Origin of the sequence: Staphylococcus sp. GDB9P120P (assembly GCF_017893435.1) — a bacterium.
GTDB classification, from domain to species: Bacteria; Bacillota; Bacilli; order Staphylococcales; family Staphylococcaceae; genus Staphylococcus; species Staphylococcus cohnii.
In genome coordinates, this window is sequence record NZ_JAESNB010000008.1 from 183264 (window position 1) to 200636 (window position 17373).

17 protein-coding genes, 2 pseudogenes and 2 other annotated features (1 of these 21 cut by a window edge) are annotated in these 17373 nt (G+C 31.1%); of the genes and pseudogenes, 17 read left to right on the forward strand and 2 right to left on the reverse strand.

Features of this window, described 5'->3' with window-relative positions; genetic code table 11:
* The first annotated feature begins 11 nt into the window (after positions 1-11).
* The 4 genes from KA856_RS06080 (at position 12) to KA856_RS06095 (ending at position 4271) form a co-directional block, all read left to right on the forward strand.
* Positions 12-698 carry a uroporphyrinogen-III synthase gene (locus KA856_RS06080; RefSeq protein ID WP_107384318.1) on the forward strand — a complete coding sequence of 229 codons (687 nt, stop codon included), beginning with the start codon at positions 12-14 and terminating at the stop codon, positions 696-698.
* On the forward strand, positions 688-1665 hold the full coding sequence (hemB, locus tag KA856_RS06085; protein ID WP_107384319.1) for a porphobilinogen synthase: 978 nt from the start codon (positions 688-690) through the stop codon (positions 1663-1665). The genes KA856_RS06080 and hemB overlap by 11 nt, the downstream gene beginning before the upstream one ends.
* A gap of 14 nt (positions 1666-1679) precedes the next feature.
* A complete protein-coding gene (gene hemL, locus KA856_RS06090) occupies positions 1680-2963 on the forward strand; it encodes a glutamate-1-semialdehyde 2,1-aminomutase (protein WP_107384320.1) in 1284 nt (427 codons plus the stop codon).
* Between the two features lie 225 nt (positions 2964-3188).
* Complete coding sequence (locus tag KA856_RS06095) at positions 3189-4271, forward strand: AbrB family transcriptional regulator (protein WP_107384321.1); 1083 nt, start codon at positions 3189-3191, stop codon at positions 4269-4271.
* 442 nt (positions 4272-4713) lie between these two features.
* On the opposite strand, the gene KA856_RS06100 is transcribed toward KA856_RS06095, so the two are convergent.
* Entirely contained in the window at positions 4714-5292 is a 579-nt protein-coding gene (locus KA856_RS06100; RefSeq protein ID WP_107384322.1) for a DNA-3-methyladenine glycosylase I, read from the reverse strand.
* A 58-nt stretch (positions 5293-5350) separates the two neighbouring features.
* Positions 5351-5592: a binding site (T-box leader), on the forward strand.
* Positions 5593-5632: 40 nt separating this feature from the next.
* Between KA856_RS06100 and KA856_RS06105 the strand changes: the two genes are divergently transcribed.
* The 9 genes and pseudogenes from KA856_RS06105 (at position 5633) to KA856_RS06140 (ending at position 14443) form a co-directional block, all read left to right on the forward strand.
* Positions 5633-8263 carry a valine--tRNA ligase gene (locus KA856_RS06105; protein WP_107384323.1) on the forward strand — a complete coding sequence of 877 codons (2631 nt, stop codon included), beginning with the start codon at positions 5633-5635 and terminating at the stop codon, positions 8261-8263.
* Between the two features lie 11 nt (positions 8264-8274).
* Positions 8275-9537: a bifunctional folylpolyglutamate synthase/dihydrofolate synthase gene (locus KA856_RS06110; protein ID WP_107384324.1), complete on the forward strand. Its 1263-nt coding sequence runs from the start codon at positions 8275-8277 to the stop codon at positions 9535-9537.
* A 209-nt stretch (positions 9538-9746) separates the two neighbouring features.
* Positions 9747-9917: pseudogene (locus KA856_RS14120) on the forward strand (prepilin peptidase); the annotation flags it as partial.
* 156 nt (positions 9918-10073) lie between these two features.
* A pseudogene (locus tag KA856_RS14125) lies at positions 10074-10421 on the forward strand (A24 family peptidase); the annotation flags it as partial.
* 134 nt (positions 10422-10555) lie between these two features.
* Complete coding sequence (locus KA856_RS06120) at positions 10556-11404, forward strand: aldo/keto reductase (protein WP_107386348.1); 849 nt, start codon at positions 10556-10558, stop codon at positions 11402-11404.
* A 236-nt stretch (positions 11405-11640) separates the two neighbouring features.
* Positions 11641-12462, forward strand: coding sequence for a squalene/phytoene synthase family protein (locus tag KA856_RS06125; RefSeq protein WP_210138560.1), 822 nt, complete (start codon positions 11641-11643; stop codon positions 12460-12462).
* A 442-nt stretch (positions 12463-12904) separates the two neighbouring features.
* The gene (locus KA856_RS06130; protein WP_210138561.1) at positions 12905-13159 is read left to right on the forward strand and encodes a hypothetical protein; all 255 of its coding nucleotides are present in this window, start codon (positions 12905-12907) and stop codon (positions 13157-13159) included.
* Positions 13160-13387: 228 nt separating this feature from the next.
* Complete coding sequence (gene radC / locus KA856_RS06135) at positions 13388-14065, forward strand: RadC family protein (protein ID WP_210138562.1); 678 nt, start codon at positions 13388-13390, stop codon at positions 14063-14065.
* A 105-nt stretch (positions 14066-14170) separates the two neighbouring features.
* Positions 14171-14443 carry a hypothetical protein gene (locus tag KA856_RS06140; RefSeq protein ID WP_119536076.1) on the forward strand — a complete coding sequence of 91 codons (273 nt, stop codon included), beginning with the start codon at positions 14171-14173 and terminating at the stop codon, positions 14441-14443.
* 57 nt (positions 14444-14500) lie between these two features.
* Here the strand turns inward: KA856_RS06140 and KA856_RS06145 are convergent, their stop codons facing one another.
* Positions 14501-14680: a hypothetical protein gene (locus tag KA856_RS06145; protein ID WP_107384774.1), complete on the reverse strand. Its 180-nt coding sequence runs from the start codon at positions 14678-14680 to the stop codon at positions 14501-14503.
* 146 nt (positions 14681-14826) lie between these two features.
* Here KA856_RS06145 and KA856_RS06150 point away from each other — a divergent pair, with 146 nt between their 5' ends.
* The 4 genes from KA856_RS06150 to mreD all read left to right on the forward strand — a co-directional run bounded on the left by KA856_RS06150 (position 14827) and on the right by mreD (position 17341).
* Positions 14827-15285: a DUF4930 family protein gene (locus tag KA856_RS06150; protein ID WP_107384775.1), complete on the forward strand. Its 459-nt coding sequence runs from the start codon at positions 14827-14829 to the stop codon at positions 15283-15285.
* Between the two features lie 67 nt (positions 15286-15352).
* Positions 15353-15511 carry a hypothetical protein gene (locus KA856_RS06155; protein ID WP_019468502.1) on the forward strand — a complete coding sequence of 53 codons (159 nt, stop codon included), beginning with the start codon at positions 15353-15355 and terminating at the stop codon, positions 15509-15511.
* 463 nt (positions 15512-15974) lie between these two features.
* Positions 15975-16817 carry a rod shape-determining protein MreC gene (gene mreC / locus KA856_RS06160; RefSeq protein ID WP_107384776.1) on the forward strand — a complete coding sequence of 281 codons (843 nt, stop codon included), beginning with the start codon at positions 15975-15977 and terminating at the stop codon, positions 16815-16817.
* Positions 16817-17341, forward strand: a complete 525-nt coding sequence (gene mreD, locus KA856_RS06165; protein ID WP_107384777.1) for a rod shape-determining protein MreD — start codon at positions 16817-16819, stop codon at positions 17339-17341. The genes mreC and mreD overlap by 1 nt, the downstream gene beginning before the upstream one ends.
* Before the next feature lie 29 nt (positions 17342-17370).
* Positions 17371-17373, forward strand: a sequence feature (ribosomal protein L21 leader region) (it continues 71 nt past the right edge of the window).

Below are 17373 nucleotides of genomic sequence, written 5' to 3' on the forward strand. Positions count from 1 at the left end.
AGGTGAAAATAATGAGACCAGTTATAGTTATGACACAAACTTCTAAATTTAAACAAAATGATAAGCTTATTCTACACAAACCATTTATAGATGTAGAGCCTTTATCATTTGATTTAAATTTATTAGATGTCGACTATGACTGGCTTATTTTTTCGTCTAAAAATGCAGTGAAATATTTCCAACCATTTTTATCACAAGTGAAAGTTAAAAATTTCGCTGCGATAGGTGCCAAAACTGCAGACTATTGTAAATCATTGGGTTTAGATGTGTTATTTTATCCTTCAGATTACTCACAAGAAGGGTTTCTTAAATGCTTTCAAACTTCAAAAAACAGCAAAATTTTAATACCCTCAAGTGCTTATGCACGGCCTTTATTGCAAAAAAGTTTAAGTCAACGAGGTTATCAAGTTTGTAAAATTGATTTATATCGCCCAGTACCACATACTAAAAATATTGAAGATGTTAAGCATATGATAAGAAATAATGAGTTAGATGTTATTACATTTGCTAGTTCATCTGCAGTAAGATATTTTTTTGAACAAAGTGAAACACCGCAATTTAATCAGTATTACGTCATAGGACAACAAACCTTAGACACTATAAAGCAATATGGTTATGATGCGGCAATATCAAATATTCAAACATTAGATTCATTAATAAATAAAGTTGAAGAAAGTTGGGAAAATGATGCAATTTGATAGACACAGAAGATTACGTAGTAGTAAATCTATGAGAGACATGGTTCGTGAAACACATGTACACAAAGAAGATTTAATTTATCCTATTTTCGTTGTAGAACGAGATAATGTTAAAGAAGAAATAAAATCAATGCCAGGTGTGTATCAACTCAGTTTAAACTTGCTTGATGAAGAAATTAAAGAAGCATATGATTTAGGAATTAGAGGAATAATGTTCTTCGGTGTACCCAATGAAAAAGATGCTGTTGGTACAGGTGCTTATGATCATAATGGCATTGTTCAAGAAGCTACTAGAAAAGCCAAAGCAATGTACAGTGACTTGCTCGTTGTCGCAGACACTTGTTTATGTGAATATACAGATCATGGTCATTGTGGTGTTATTAATGAAAAAACAAATGATGTAGACAACGATAAATCTTTACCATTGCTAGTGAAAACTGCTATCTCACAAGTGGAAGCTGGTGCCGATATCATTGCGCCTAGTAATATGATGGACGGTTTCGTAGCAGAAATTAGAGCAGGTTTAGATGATGCTGGTTATTACAATATACCAATCATGAGTTATGGTATTAAATATGCTTCTAGCTTTTTCGGTCCATTCCGTGATGCTGCTGAATCTGCACCACAATTTGGAGATAGAAAAACGTACCAAATGGATCCAGCAAATAGAAGAGAAGCACTAAGAGAGCTTGAAAGTGATTTACATGAAGGTGCAGACATGATGATTGTTAAACCTGCTTTGAGTTTTTTAGACATTATTAGAGATGTTCGTAATACGACAAATGTTCCGGTAATTGCATATAATGTAAGCGGTGAATATAGCATGACGAAAGCAGCTGCACTTAATGGATGGATTGATGAAAAACAAGTTGTGATGGAACAGATGATTTCAATGAAACGTGCAGGAGCGGACATGATTATCACGTATTTCTCTAAAGATATTTGTAGATATATTGATGAACAATAAGGAGGCAATTTTAAATGGGATATAATAATTCTATAGAAGCAATGAAGACAGCTGAAAATCTAATGCCAGGTGGTGTAAATAGTCCAGTTAGAGCATTTAAATCTGTAGATACGCCGGCGATTTTTATGGATCATGGTGAAGGTTCAAAAATATACGATATCGATGGCAATGAATATATTGATTATGTTTTAAGTTGGGGACCATTAATTTTAGGTCATAAAAACAAACAAGTAAATGAAAGCTTACATGAAGCTGTTGATAATGGTACAAGTTTTGGCGCTTCAACTTTAATTGAAAATAAGTTAGCAGAACTAGTTATCGATCGTGTACCTTCCATTGAAAAACTACGCATGGTATCTTCAGGTACAGAAGCGACACTGGATACATTACGTTTAGCAAGAGGCTATACTGGTAGAAATAAAATAGTGAAATTTACAGGATGTTATCATGGTCATAGTGATTCACTTTTAATCAAAGCAGGGTCTGGCGTTGCTACTTTAGGATTACCTGATTCTCCAGGTGTTCCAGAAGGTATTGCAAAAAATACAATTTCAGTACCATATAATGACTTAGCGTCAATAAAAGTAGCTTTTGAAGAATTTGGTGATGACATTGCTGGTGTTATCGTTGAACCTGTAGCGGGTAATATGGGTGTTGTTCCACCAGTAGAAGGATTCTTACAAGGCTTGAGAGATATCACAAATGAATATGGTTCGTTATTAATATTTGATGAAGTTATGACTGGTTTTAGAGTGGGATATCATTGTGCACAAGGTTACTTTAATGTGATGCCTGATTTAACTTGTCTTGGTAAAGTCATAGGTGGAGGATTACCTGCAGCAGCATTTGGTGGTAAAAAAGAAATCATGGATCATATTGCACCTTCAGGTAATATTTACCAAGCGGGAACATTATCTGGAAATCCGCTAGCTATGACAAGTGGTTATGAAACTTTAAAACAATTAACACCAGAGTCATATGAATACTTCAATAAACTTGGAGATATATTAGAAAATGGCTTAAAAGATATTTTTAAAAAGCATAATGTACCCATTACTGTGAATCGTGCAGGATCTATGATAGGGTATTTCTTAAATGAAGGACCGGTAACTAATTTTGAAGAAGCAAATCAAAGTGATTTAGAAATGTTTAGTCAAATGTATAGAGAAATGGCAAAAGAAGGCGTATTTTTACCACCTTCCCAATTTGAAGGGACATTCCTTTCTACTGCGCATACAGAAGCGGATATAGAAAAAACATTAGCAGCATTTGATACTGCATTGAGCCGTATTGTTTAATGTTAAGCACTTAAAATTTATATTGTTATTTCCAATTTAGTCAAAATAAATAGTGTTTTAAAGGGCTCATTAATAACATTTAATTGTATTTACTTTTTAGAGTTCTTTTACCTAAATGGGGCGAGGATTCGAAATCAAATTAAGCATTTTGATTTCTAACTCGCTCCTTTTAATTTAATTAGTCATGTATATAAATATAACGATACTAAAGAAAGTTGTGAGCAAATGAATAAGCATTTAAAAAGTAATTTTATCGTATTAATATTAGCGCTTATTTTTAGTTTAGTACTAAATGCAGCCCATGTTTTGCTGCCGTTTATGTTTGGACCAATTATTGCTAGTATCGTTTGTATACGCTATTTACACTTAGATGTAAGATGGCCGTTTTGGTTAAGTCAAATTGGTTTAGTGCTATTAGGAGTTCAAATAGGCTCTACTTTTACAAAAAATGTCATATTTGATATCAAAGATGATTGGCTCACGATTGTTTTGATAACAATTATGTTACTTATATTAGCTTTAATCATTGCTTATTTTTTCAAAAAAATTGCTAATGTTAATACCGAAACGGCAATATTAAGTGTGATCCCCGGTGCTTTGAGTCAAATGTTAATAATGGCAGAGGAAAATAAAAAAGCGAATATAATGGTTGTTAGTTTAACTCAAACATCAAGAATCATATTTGTTGTTATATTAGTTCCATTTATATCGTATTTTTTTCAAGATTCTGGAAATCATTCAACAACTGGACGAACTACACAAGTTTTGACACAGGCTTTAACAATTCCGAATATAGCTTTACTTATTATTGCAATAGCTGTTATTTATTTTGTTATGACAAAAATAAATTTTCCAACCAAACAATTACTTGCTCCTATTCTCGTACTAATAGGATGGAACTTATTTACTGGTGTGACTTTCACACTAGATAATTACATCATTGCTGCAGCACAAATTATATATATGATTCGCATAGGTATACAAATAGCAAAGTTATTAGACCAAATGAAAGGAAGAATTGCAATAGCAATTGCATTCCAAAATATTTTATTAATATTATTAGCATTTGTCATGGTTTTGTTTATCGCAACCGTATCACATCATCAAGTGAACGAATTGTTCCTAGGTGCCGCCCCTGGAGGCATGAGTCAAATTGTTTTAGTTGCTATTGAAACTGGCGCAGATGTCGCGATGATATCTAGTTACCATATCTTTAGAATTTTCTTTATATTATTTTTAATTGCACCGATGTTAAATTATTTTCTTAAATTTAGGGAAAGACAAAGCGAAAGTAATAAAAATGATTAGCGAAATATAGCGTTGTAAAATCTATTGTTTTTTTACAATAATTTAATATTTATTATGTTGAACAACTTATTTTTCTTTGATATTATATAAGCGAAGTACCTCCAGTACTTCATCCTTTTGACCACTCTGCGGAGTGGTTTTTTTATACATTTAGCGTCATGATTGAAATCAAACTAAATATACGCTTATGACACTGTTTAATTTTTAAAAGACTTGAATATGCTTAAACTAAAAAACATGAGCAAAAGCTCATGTCAGACTGTCGATAAACTGGGCGACTTTGATAGCAGTTTTTTGTGCATGTTTTCTGTCTATATTAATTATTGATGCAAGTTTAAAAAATATTTTTTAGCACACACTTTTTGGAAAAAACAATTCTATTATTCAATAAAATCTAATAAATGAGACAACTGCTCGTTAACTATATTAAAGTGGTTTATTTTTAATGAAAACCTTCGCCATTGTAAATGTTAGGGTTATAAGGGCATGCTTGTAAGTGAGCATTATATAGACCTGCTGCCTCCAAAAATGAGAAGACAGTGACTGGACCTAAAAACTTAAATCCATACTGCTTTAATTTTTTAGAAAGTTCCGTGGCACGCTCATCTACTGTCATTCGTTCAGTTGACTGACGATAGCCTAAATCGAGTGGTTTATTATCGACATAAGACCATAAAAACGTACTAAAACTGCCATAATCTTTTTCGATTTTGAAATATCCTTCTGCTTGATTGACAATAGCCTCTAATTTTTTTCTATTATGAACAATATTGGGAAACTCCATTAACCTATCAATATCTTCTGACGTCATATTTACAATTTTCGTTGGATCGAAATTATAAAATGCTTGTTCATATGATTCTTTTTTCTTTAAAATAGTTAACCAAGATAGCCCAGCATGTTGGGATTCTAATGCCATCAATTTAAATAGTTTCAAACTATCATATATAGGATGTCCCCAACTTTCATTGTGATAATTAATGTAAACAGGATCTGTAGTGCCAAATGCACATTCATTCATAAATTTCACTCCATTTTATTGACTTATTTTCATATCCATTATACTATAATCAAGTAAAGAAATATTGTCTACTGGGAAGAGTAAATAAGCTGAAATTTAACAGAGAGTACATGGTAGCTGAAAATGTACAATTTAACTTATTGAAGGTAGCCCACATTGAACTTTAGCTGAAACTTGTCAAATCTGAGATAATAAAGTAGGTTAAAGCGTGTTTGAGCGTTAATCATAATTTTAAGTGCTTGAAATTATTATACTAATTTCTTGAATTTAGGTGGTACCACGGTAAAACCCGTCCTATTTTATAGGATGGGTTTTTATTTATTTAAGGAGGATTTTACACATGGAAATGAAACCCAAATATAATCCAAACGAAGTCGAAGCTGGACGTTATGACCAGTGGGTCAATAACGGCTATTTTAAAGCAGCAGAAGATCATTCAAAAGAAACATATACAATCGTTATTCCACCCCCAAATGTAACTGGAAAATTACATTTAGGTCATGCTTGGGATACAACGTTACAAGATATTATAACAAGAATGAAGCGTATGCAAGGGTATGACACACTTTATTTACCAGGTATGGACCATGCTGGTATAGCGACACAAGCTAAAGTAGAAGCTAAACTCAAAGAAGAAGGTTTATCTCGCCATGATTTAGGTAGAGAGAAGTTCTTAGAAAAAGCTTGGGATTGGAAAGAAGAGTATGCAGATTTTATTAGACAACAGTGGGCAAAATTAGGTTTAGGCTTAGATTATAGTAGAGAGCGCTTTACATTAGATGAAGGACTTAGTAAAGCAGTTAAAAAAGTATTTGTAGATATGTATAATAAAGGTCTAATTTATCGTGGTGAATACATCATCAACTGGGATCCAGTTGCACGAACTGCTTTATCTGATATAGAAGTAATTCATGAGGATGTACAAGGTAAGTTTTATCATTTTAAATATCCTTATGCAGATGGTAATGGCTTCATTGAGATAGCCACTACACGTCCTGAGACGATGTTAGGTGATACTGCAATCGTAGTGAATCCGAATGATGATCGTTATAAAGATGTTATAGGTAAAACTGTAATTTTGCCTATAATTGGGAGAGAATTACCAATACTAGCAGATGAATATGTGGATATCGATTTTGGTAGTGGTGCGATGAAAGTTACACCATCACATGATCCAAATGACTTTGAAATAGGTAATCGCCATGATTTAGAACGTATTACAGTTATGGATGAGTCTGGTCACATGAATGCACATGCTGGTAAATATCAAGGTATGGATAGATTTGAATGTCGTGAAGCATTAGTAAAAGACTTATACGAACAGGATTTAGTGATTAAAATTGAAGAACATGAACATTCTGTTGGACATTCAGAACGTTCTGGTGCAGTCGTTGAACCTTATCTATCTACACAATGGTTTGTTAAAATGAAACCATTAGCTGAACAAGCATTAAACAACCAAAAAACGGATAACAGAATCGATTTTGTGCCAAATAGATTTGAAAAAACATTCAACCGTTGGATGGAAGAAATTAGAGATTGGACGATTTCACGACAGTTATGGTGGGGGCATCAAATACCTGCTTGGTACCATAATGAAACTGGAGAAATTTATGTCGGTGAAGAGCCACCACAAAATCAAGAAGAATGGACACAAGATGAAGATGTATTAGACACTTGGTTCTCAAGTGCACTTTGGCCATTTTCAACATTAGGCTGGCCGGATACTGAAAATGAAGATTTCCAACGTTATTACCCAACTAATGTACTTGTAACAGGTTATGATATTATATTCTTCTGGGTAGCTAGAATGATATTCCAAGGACTTGAGTTTACAGGACAACGCCCATTTAACGATGTGTTATTACATGGGTTAGTGCGTGCTGAAGATGGACGTAAAATGAGCAAATCATTAGGCAATGGTGTTGATCCAATGGACGTTATTGATGAGTATGGTGCAGATAGTTTAAGATATTTCTTAGCTACTGGTTCATCTCCTGGTCACGATTTACGTTATTCTACAGAAAAAGTTGAATCAATCTGGAATTTTATAAATAAAATATGGAATGCTGCTAGATTTAGTCTGATGAATATTGGTGACGATTTCAAAGTTGAAGATGTAGATTTATCAACTAATTTATCTTTAGCAGATAAATGGATTTTAACACGCTTAAATGAAACAATAGATACAGTTACTGATTTAAGTGAACGTTATGAATTTGGTGAGGTTGGCAGAGCTCTATATAACTTTATTTGGGATGAATTCTGTGATTGGTATATAGAAATGAGTAAAATACCTATGAACGGTGAAGATGAAGCTCAAAAACAAGTTACACGTTCTGTATTAACTTATGTGCTAGATAATACAATGAGAATGTTACACCCATTTATGCCGTTTGTAACAGAACAAATTTGGCAAAATTTACCACATGAAGGTGAAACGATTGTCAATGCAGCTTGGCCTAAATCAAATAATGAGTTAGTATTTGATGAAAGTAAAGAAACGATGCAACAACTTGTTGAAATAATAAAATCTGTAAGACAATCTCGACTAGAAGTAGATACGCCATTATCAAAAGCTATTCCAATTTTCATTCAAGCAAAAGATGAAAATATACGAGAAACTTTATTAAATAATTCAAATTATATTGATAGATTCTGTCATCCAAGCGAACTAATTATCCAAACTACAATAGCGATCCCTGAAAAAGCAATGACATCAATTACTTCTGCTGGTGAAGTCATATTACCATTAGAAGGTTTAATCGACATGGATAAAGAAATTGCACGTTTAGAAAACGAACTCGAAAAATGGGAAAAAGAGTTAGATCGTGTCAATAAAAAACTAGCTAATGAAAACTTTGTTAATAAAGCGCCTGAAAAAATTATTAATGAAGAGCGTGAGAAAAAACAAACATATCAAGAAAAATATGATGGTGTACAAGAACGAATTAATCAATTAAAAGCATAGGAGTCCTTAACATGAATTACCTAGACAGCTTATATTGGATACATGAACGAACTAAATTTGGCATTAAACCAGGTGTTAAACGCATGGAGTGGATGCTAGATAAATTAAACAATCCACAATTTAATATCAATGGTATTCATGTCGGTGGTACAAATGGTAAAGGGTCAACAGTTGCCTATTTAAGGTCAGCGCTTGTTGACAATGGATATGAAGTTGGGACCTTTACGTCTCCTTTTATAGAAACATTTAATGAACGTATAAGTTTAAATGGTGTACCAATAAGCGACGATGCCATTGTAGAATTAGTTCAAAAGGTAAAACCAGTAAGTGAAGCATTAGAAATAGAAACAGAACTTGGAACAGCCACAGAATTTGAAATTATTACAACGATGATGTTTCTATATTTTGGAGAAATTCATCCAGTTGACTTTGTAATAGTTGAAGCAGGCTTAGGTATAAAGAATGATTCTACAAATGTATTTAAACCAATACTTAGCATTTTAACGAGTATTGGTTTAGATCATGTTGATATTTTAGGCGACACATATGTAGATATCGCCAAAGATAAAGGTGCAATTATTAAACCTGAAACGCCTGTCATATATGCTGTGAAAAATGAAGATGCACTTAAAATCATTCGCGATTTTGTAGAACAACAAAATGCAGAAGGTATTGAGTTAGATAGAGATATTAGTGTGATTTCTCAAGGTGAGGAATTTACATATCGCTATAAGAATTATGAACTAGAAACGCTTATTTTGAATATGCTTGGTGAACATCAAAAAGAGAATGCAGCATTGGCAATTACAGCATTAATCGAATTAAATGAATCTGGGTTAGTTGAATTAGATTTTAATAAAATGATTAATGGGATTGAAGCTGTGAATTGGACAGGAAGAATTGAGAAAGTTAAAGATGAACCATTGATGATTATAGATGGTGCCCATAATTTGGAAAGTGTAGAAGCACTTATAAAGACGTTAAAAGACTATTATAAATTAGATAATGTCGACGTATTGTATGCGGCTATTAATGGAAAGCCTATTCACGCAATGGTTGATCAATTAAAAACAATTGCTTCTACAATGTATATTACGGATTTTGATTTTCCAAAAGCATGCACAAAAGAAGAAATTTACGATGAAATACGATTTGATCAAAAAGAAACTGTGGATGATTTCGTTCGATTTATTGAAAATTATGAAGGACAGGGCTTAGTTATTACAGGTAGTTTGTATTTCATCAGCGAAGTTAAAGCTAAAGTAAATTTCTAAACATTTAATTTGAATATAATAAAGCTAGTTATTATTTAGCACCTTAACCAAAGTTATATAATGGTTTTGTTAAATGGTAGACTAGCTTTATTTTTTGTATTTTTCTATTATTATTTGAAAAGTGATGTTTTTGTTAAAGTGCTAGACTCGTATTGTTATAATAAGCAAGAGAAGGCGATTCATTGCTTATATTGTTTGTTGTTTGTCCTGTGTTATTTAGCTTTCTTTATCAATTATGTTTTGTTGAAACATTTAACTTAAAGTATTTGGCAACAAGATCCAAGTGTGATTTCTGTAATAAGCAATTGAGCTACAGAGATATCATGCCAATATTCAGTTATATTAGACTCTTAGGAAAATCCTCATGTTGTAATCAACCGCTTAGTAGACTTTATATTTTAGGTGAGGTATTGTCATTGGTACCAGCCTTATATTTGATATTTAATCCAAACGCAAAATCGTTATCCACTTTCATATGCATATATTTATTTCTCCTTGTTTTTGCTCTCTATGATATACAAACTTTATCTATCCCGTTACACATATTTTTTGTATTTGCTTTCAGTAGTGCAGTTATTATTGATGGCAACCTCTATTATTTTGTTATTACCACACTCCTACTACATATATTTTATTTTTTATTCAAAAATGCTATTGGATATGGTGATATATTAATTTGTTCGCTTTTATCATATTTAATACCATATTCCATTTTTATCAATGTACTCTTTCTAACATGCTTAATAGGCAGTATATTTTCTACGATATTAGTGTTGAAAACAAAAAATCGAAAAATTAAAATACCATTTATACCATTTATATATATAGCTTTTTGTATAGAGGCAGTATTATCACATTTTAGGATTTTCGGAGGAAGTTTATGATATCAATGCTTCATTCACTCATCCATTTAGATTAAAAAAGTCCATATGTGGGTAAAATACATATGTAATGATTTAAAATCAATTTAAGGTTGATTTGTAACATAATTTGTTAAATATTGAAAGGAAGTTATAAATTGAGTTTAAATGAAAAATTTCTATTAAATGATGGTACAATATTACCTCATATAGCATTAGGCACAGTTAATATTCAAGGTGGCAAGGGTGTTAAAGCATTAGAAAATGCATTGAATCTTGGTTATAGAGTTATTGATACTTCCACAAACTATAATAATGAAGGAATGGTAGGCGAAGCCATTCGTCGTTCTAGTATTCCAAGAGAAGAAATTTATGTAAGTGCTAAACTACCTGGTGCAGCTCATGAATATGATAAAGCAATTAACCTTATACAAGAATCACTATATAGAACGGGCTTAGATTATTTTGATAAATATTTAGTTCATTGGCCTAATCCTAAACAAGGTAAATATGTAGAAGCTTGGCAAGCATTAGTAGACGCTCAAAAATATGGATTAATAAAATCGATTGGTGTATCCAATTTCATGCCTGATCATTTAGATGACATCATAGAGGCAACAGGTGTTACGCCTGCAACAAATCAAATAGAAATTCATCCATACTTTAATAATAGTGAATTAATCAAAGAAAACGATAAACGTGGTGTTTTATCGGAGGCATGGAGTCCGCTTGGTCGTGAGATTAATGATGTGTTAACCAATAATACAATTAAAGAAATAGCAGAAAAATATAATCGTTCTACAGCACAAGTCATTATTAATTGGGTGAATCAGAAACATGTTTTCCCTGTAGTTAAAGCTTCACAATATACTCACCAACGAGATAACTTTAATTATCTTGATTTTAAACTATCAGATGAAGATATAGCTAAAATAGATGCCTTAGATAAAGGCGAAAATGGTCGTGTTGAAGGACAGAATCCTTATGAGTATGAAGAATTTGTATAATATAACAAGGGATAAATTCACATTTTAGTTTAAAACACTTAAAAATATATTTTTTAAATTTCGTGTTTTGCTAATTTCTAAAAGCGGGCAATGGGATCGATTAACAACTGTCGATTTTATTCTCGCTTTTTAATTTATTTTAATAATTAAAGTTTAAAAATGCTATCAGTATAGCATTTGCTATTTTAAAATGTAAAAATATGATAATATCAAGAAAAGGGAGGGGAACTCATAAAATGGCAGAAAAGAAATTCCCAAAAGATGCAATGCGCGTTTTAAAAGAGACAAGCCGTACGTTTTATATTCCAATTACTTTTTTAGAAAAAGAACTAAAACATTCTGTAGCTTGTGCATATTTAGTTATGCGTGCAATTGATGAAATTGAAGATCATGAGGAAATTAACAATGATTTAAAGCATAGTTTGTTAATGCAAATTAGCGAATTATTAAATACGCCTTTTGATTCTGAAAAATATTTAAAAATAATAGATCCAGTAAAAGATAAATTACCTGAAGTTTCAGTGAGATTAGGAGATTGGTTGGCAGCTTGCCCTGAACGTACTCGGGCAATCGTTAGAGAATCTTCTAGTGAAATGGCATATGGTATGGCAAAATGGGCAAAAGCAAACTGGAGAATTAAATCTCGTGAAGATTTAGATGATTATACATATTATGTAGCAGGACTTGTAGGTGTAATGCTATCTAAACTATGGGATGTCTGTGCAAATGTTAAAACAGATAGAGATTTAGCAATAGGTTATGGAAGAGGACTTCAGGCTTTAAACATTCTGCGAAATGAAGAAGAAGATCTTGAGGAACGTGATGTGAGTTTCGTTCCCGACGACTGGACGCGCGAGGATTTATTTGCATATGCTGAAGAAAATTTAGCAAAAGCGGATGAATATATGAAAGCAATCAATAAAAGGACAATTTTATTGTTCTGTCGTTTACCATTAGCTTTCGCACATAAAACGTTAAAAGCAATGAAAAATGGGCGTGAAAAAATGACACGTGAAGAAGTTGAAAAAACAGTAGAAGAAGTAAAAAAAGAAGAATAGTTCGATTAAAAGCATAGCTATTTTAATTTGTAAAAATTTACATTTTGAAATAAACTATGCTTTTTTTAGCCTTGTAATAAATTATAGTTTATTTCATTTTTGAATTTTGACGAACTCTAATATAACTCGAGTACATTATTAAAAGGATGGGTGAAAGGGCTTGAATAAAACAACAGGAATGAATGTTTTAATTTTTATATTTTTAGTCATATTTGCTGTAGCTTTTTTTACTAATATATTTGGAAAACTCACAATATATTTAATCATCATACTTCCTTTAATTATTTTCGGCTTAGGTATCTGTATTTTTATAGACGCTATTAAAAAATATAAGCATGATAATCACAATATTGATAACCATAATTTTTAATGATAAAACAATTTATAATTTGTTATGGTTTGTTATATTCATAAAATATAATAAAAAAGGAAGGGATTTTATTTGAAATTTTTTATGACATTATCACCAGCAATTATTTATGCTGTATTGTTAGCGGTGCAATATTTTATATCTAAAACAGGGAATAAGCTATTGGGCGCCATTTTACTAACTTTATTTGTGGTTACACTTATTTATTTATATGTTAAAGATGTATTACCATTGAATATATGGGGAACTGTAATTTTAGGGATTATAGGTCTTTTATTTTTATTTGCACAGTGGGACAGTGCACAAAAAAGTAAAGAAACATCTTGATATAATTTATAAAACAAGCAAATTTTTATTCTGAGTTAAAACTTTTTGGCTAAAAATAAGCAATTATTAAATTAATGAGAAAATAGTCAACATGACACATCATTCGTAGTAGAATAAATACACCTCGCTTTTGAATGCTTCTTTAAAATTTGTTATTCCAATGACATTACAAAATTATTAATTTTAATACAGAAATACATCTAGATTATTCATAGGAGTTGTTGTTTATTGAGAATAAATGAACTTGCAGATCATCAAAAACCAAGAGAACGTATGTTGTGTCATGGTGCCAGGTATTTATCACATGCTGAATTATTAGCTATTCTCATTAATACAGGAAGAAAAGGCAGTTCAAGTTTAGATATAGCTAATGAATTATTAAAATCAGTAGATAGTTTAAAAGAATTAAAAACGTTATCTATTAATGATTTAAACAAAGTAAAAGGTGTGGGACTGTATAAAGCACTTATATTGAAAGCAGCTTTTGAATTGGGTGAACGTATACATTCCGGAAGTGTTAATGATAAAATTCAAATTACTAGCCCTAAAGATGTGGCAGATTTTATGATGGGTAAGATGGAACATTTGACGCAAGAAAAATTTATTGTGCTGTTCTTAAATTCTAAAAATATCATTATAAAAAAGAAAACAATATTTGTAGGTACGCTAAATTCTTCAATTGTTCATCCAAGAGAAATATTTAGTGAAGCGATTAAATGTGCGAGTAATGCGATTATCGTTTTACATAATCACCCTTCCGGTGATACAACACCTTCAAATGAAGATATTAAAACCACTGCAAGACTTAGAGATTGCGGTCAACTATTAGGTATTGATTTATTAGATCATGTCATTATAGGCGACCATGAATATTTAAGCATGGTAGAAGCGGGTTACTTTGATTAAATAACAGTGATTTAAATATAATATTACTAACGATGTTTGGTTAAATTGTCATCGTATACTTAACGAGCATATTATATTTGAGGCATCAAATTAGGAGGTTAAAGGATGGAAAGTATACTTTTAGTAGCGCTGTTATTACCTGTGATTTATTTAATGCAAATGATTAAAATGAAAACTAATATGAGAAAGAAACATATTTACAATACTTTATTGATTTCAACGATAGGTGTTACTATTTCCTCAACAGTACTAAGTTTTTTAAAGGATTATAATCATTCGCTTTTTAATGTGGTTTTTGGCGCGATTGTCCTTGGGGTTATTTGGGCGCTGTTATTGTGTGGTTGTTATTATTGTTATCAAGTACTTGCGAAAAAATAATCATTTGAATTATTAAAAAGCGCTTAATGGACGTCAATGTCTATAAGCGCTAAAATTTTAATTTATAAAATTAAAAAATTGATTATAATTTTCCATTAACCAAAGAATACCTTGGTATCCTAGATAAATACATAATACAATTATGCCAACATAGATTAAAAATCTTAAAATAGATAAACCTACTCTAAATAATAAGATAACTAAGAGTGCAAGCAGGATTATAGATAAAATACTCATCGTCTATTCACTCCTTTTAATATAGTTTAATATTAATGCATGAAACATACATCGGTCTATAGTTAAGATATAAATACACCTATAGTCTGATGATAAACTTTATTAAACATACTATAATTTTGATGAATAAAATAGGAGGATGGTTCATGCGTTTCATTTTTAGTATTATAAAGAATATTATAGCTATTATTGCAATTATAGTAATTGTATTTTTCGCACTCAAATATGCGCCCTTTTTGAAAGACCAAGATTGGAACCCAATTCATAATGATGAATCATCCTTAAATAATAGCGCAAATAAAGGTCATCTTACAGGTGGACAAAGATATTCAGTAGAAGATAACGATATTTTGAATAATGTTCCACTTAGTCAAACAAAAAATATGTTTAATTGGATTGATAAACGGGAGTTTATGTCAGTAACTGGTATCGAAAGAATGGGATATAATGACACTTATTTAGCTGGTCAACGTGGAGATGAATTTATTATTTATAAATTTGGTTCTGAATCTATGAGAGTTTATAAAACTGAAATAGAGATGAATCAAGACCTTAATCAATTGGGCGAACATATAGAATTGAAGCCAGCTTCAAATTATGAGTAATGGGTTTGAATTCTTTTAATAAATAAGTTAGCCTTATATAAGTAATATGAAAAGGTTGGTGTTTATAATGAGTGAAAAATCTAATGAAAAAAAAGCAGACGAACAAGCAAAAGCACAAAATTTATTTGCGCGTTGGCGTAAAGAAGAAACGCTTTATAAAGAAGATGAAAAAGAATCTAGTAAGTCTAATGACTCTAAAACATCATCAGATGAAGAGCAGAAATAGTATTCGTTTAATACGAGTACAGTAAGTTAATTAAATGTGTATGTAAGCTGTAGTTTATGTAGCTTCTAGGTAATTTTTTAGTTTAAAAAATTAATATGATAAATAACCGGGACGAGTTTTAAATCAATATGGATATGATTGATTTTAACTCGTCCTTTTTTATGAGATTGGATATTTATCAAAATGAGTAAACTGTTGTCCTAAAAAGGAATTTTCAATGACTATTTTAAAAATCAAATGGAACGTTTAAATTAATACTAAATAATACACTATTCTCTAAATTTATTGCTATAATACAAGTTATCACAATGTTTTAATATAAAATATAGTAAACTTATCTTCATATTAAAATTCTCAAATGAATTTTGTTTCATATTCTTTATGTTCGTGCTTTATTTCGTTTAAGTAGTAATATAAAATGATAGGAAGAAGATAAAATAGTTGGTTAATAGAGGTGTTTAGGTTGTCAAAGTTTTTTAGAAACAACAAATTGATTGTTATATTATGTGCAATCATTGTTTTTATCGCCTTGATTGGTGTGTCATTGCGATCCCAATCCCAATCACATGTTGAACAGTATGTTGGGGATACAGTAGCTTTTGGCCAAAAGGCTGTGAGTTATCCAGTCCATTTTATTACTGGATCTATCAATAGTATTTTTACCAGTGGTGATTCAAAAAAACAATCAAGTGAATTGAAACAGTTAGAGGCGGAAAATCAAAGGTTAAAGTCAGAGAATAAAAAGTACAAAAAAGAATTAGATATTGAAGATATATCTAAATTCGATCCAATTTCAAGCACAGTTCTTTCTAGAAACCCTGATCAGTGGATGAATACATTAGTCATTAATCAAGGGTCAAAAGATGGAATCAAAAATAATATGGCAGTAATGACTTCTGATGGTTTAGTTGGTCGAATCTCTAAAGTGAATCAGTTTTCTTCACAAGTAGATTTAATATCAACAAACACAAGGGCAAATCGCTTATCTGTCAATATCCAACATGATGATAAAAACGTGTTTGGCCTCATAGACCATTATGATGCAAAAAAGGAAGAGCTAGTAATATCTGATATTAACAATAAAGACAGTGTTAAAAAAGGAGATAAGGTAGTTACAAGTGGATTAGCTGATCAGCTTCCAACTGGGTTATACATAGGTGAAGTAGCAAAGGTTGAAAATGATGAGTATGGTTTAGCTAAAGAAGTAAGAGTGAAAACTGGTACTGATTTAGCTGATTTAAGTCATGTTTATGTTGCTAAAAGAGACCCTAATACAGTACCTGATACTGAAAGTGGTGATAATTAATGCGAGCTTTATACTACTTTCTAATAGGTATCATCCTTTTTTATATTGATACCGCAATTGCACTTGTCATACCTATGCAAATTTCTGGTAAAGAGATCATTTTTGTACCTCATTTAACAATTATGTACATCTTAATCATTAGTGTCTATAGAGGTTTTGGTGTAGCTCTGATTTTATCTACAGTATTAGGATTAATTACCGATTTATATTATGGTAGCTTTTACGGATTATATTTATTTGGCTATATTTTATTAGTCGTTATCATGGATTTTTTCTTCAAAGTATTTTATCGAGATCATTCGATGTTATTTACTATCGTATTGTTAGGTACACTCGTGTTAGAAATTTATGTAGCAGTTATATATAGTGTTTTAGGATTAGTTCAATTTAATCTGTTTGAGTTTGTGATTTTTAGAATGATACCGACATTAATTCTAAATTTAATTTTATTAATTGTTTTGTATCCGCTAATAACTAAATTTCTCAAAAAAATCCAATTGAAGATTGACAGTGAAAGATCATAATGCTAAAATGCAGTAGTTGAGTAGTTTCTAGC

Bases quoted from the DNA above. Each gene is read 5' to 3' on its own strand.
- KA856_RS06080 (WP_107384318.1), top strand. From the start codon at position 12: ATGAGACCAGTTATAGTTATGACACAAACTTCTAAATTTAAACAAAAT.
- hemB (WP_107384319.1), top strand. From the start codon at position 688: ATGCAATTTGATAGACACAGAAGATTACGTAGTAGTAAATCTATGAGA.
- hemL (WP_107384320.1), top strand. From the start codon at position 1,680: ATGGGATATAATAATTCTATAGAAGCAATGAAGACAGCTGAAAATCTA.
- KA856_RS06095 (WP_107384321.1), top strand. From the start codon at position 3,189: ATGAATAAGCATTTAAAAAGTAATTTTATCGTATTAATATTAGCGCTT.
- KA856_RS06100 (WP_107384322.1), bottom strand. From the start codon at position 5,292: ATGAATGAATGTGCATTTGGCACTACAGATCCTGTTTACATTAATTAT.
- KA856_RS06105 (WP_107384323.1), top strand. From the start codon at position 5,633: ATGGAAATGAAACCCAAATATAATCCAAACGAAGTCGAAGCTGGACGT.
- KA856_RS06110 (WP_107384324.1), top strand. From the start codon at position 8,275: ATGAATTACCTAGACAGCTTATATTGGATACATGAACGAACTAAATTT.
- KA856_RS06125 (WP_210138560.1), top strand. From the start codon at position 11,641: ATGGCAGAAAAGAAATTCCCAAAAGATGCAATGCGCGTTTTAAAAGAG.
- KA856_RS06140 (WP_119536076.1), top strand. From the start codon at position 14,171: ATGGAAAGTATACTTTTAGTAGCGCTGTTATTACCTGTGATTTATTTA.
- KA856_RS06145 (WP_107384774.1), bottom strand. From the start codon at position 14,680: ATGAGTATTTTATCTATAATCCTGCTTGCACTCTTAGTTATCTTATTA.
- KA856_RS06150 (WP_107384775.1), top strand. From the start codon at position 14,827: ATGCGTTTCATTTTTAGTATTATAAAGAATATTATAGCTATTATTGCA.
- KA856_RS06155 (WP_019468502.1), top strand. From the start codon at position 15,353: ATGAGTGAAAAATCTAATGAAAAAAAAGCAGACGAACAAGCAAAAGCA.
- mreD (WP_107384777.1), top strand. From the start codon at position 16,817: ATGCGAGCTTTATACTACTTTCTAATAGGTATCATCCTTTTTTATATT.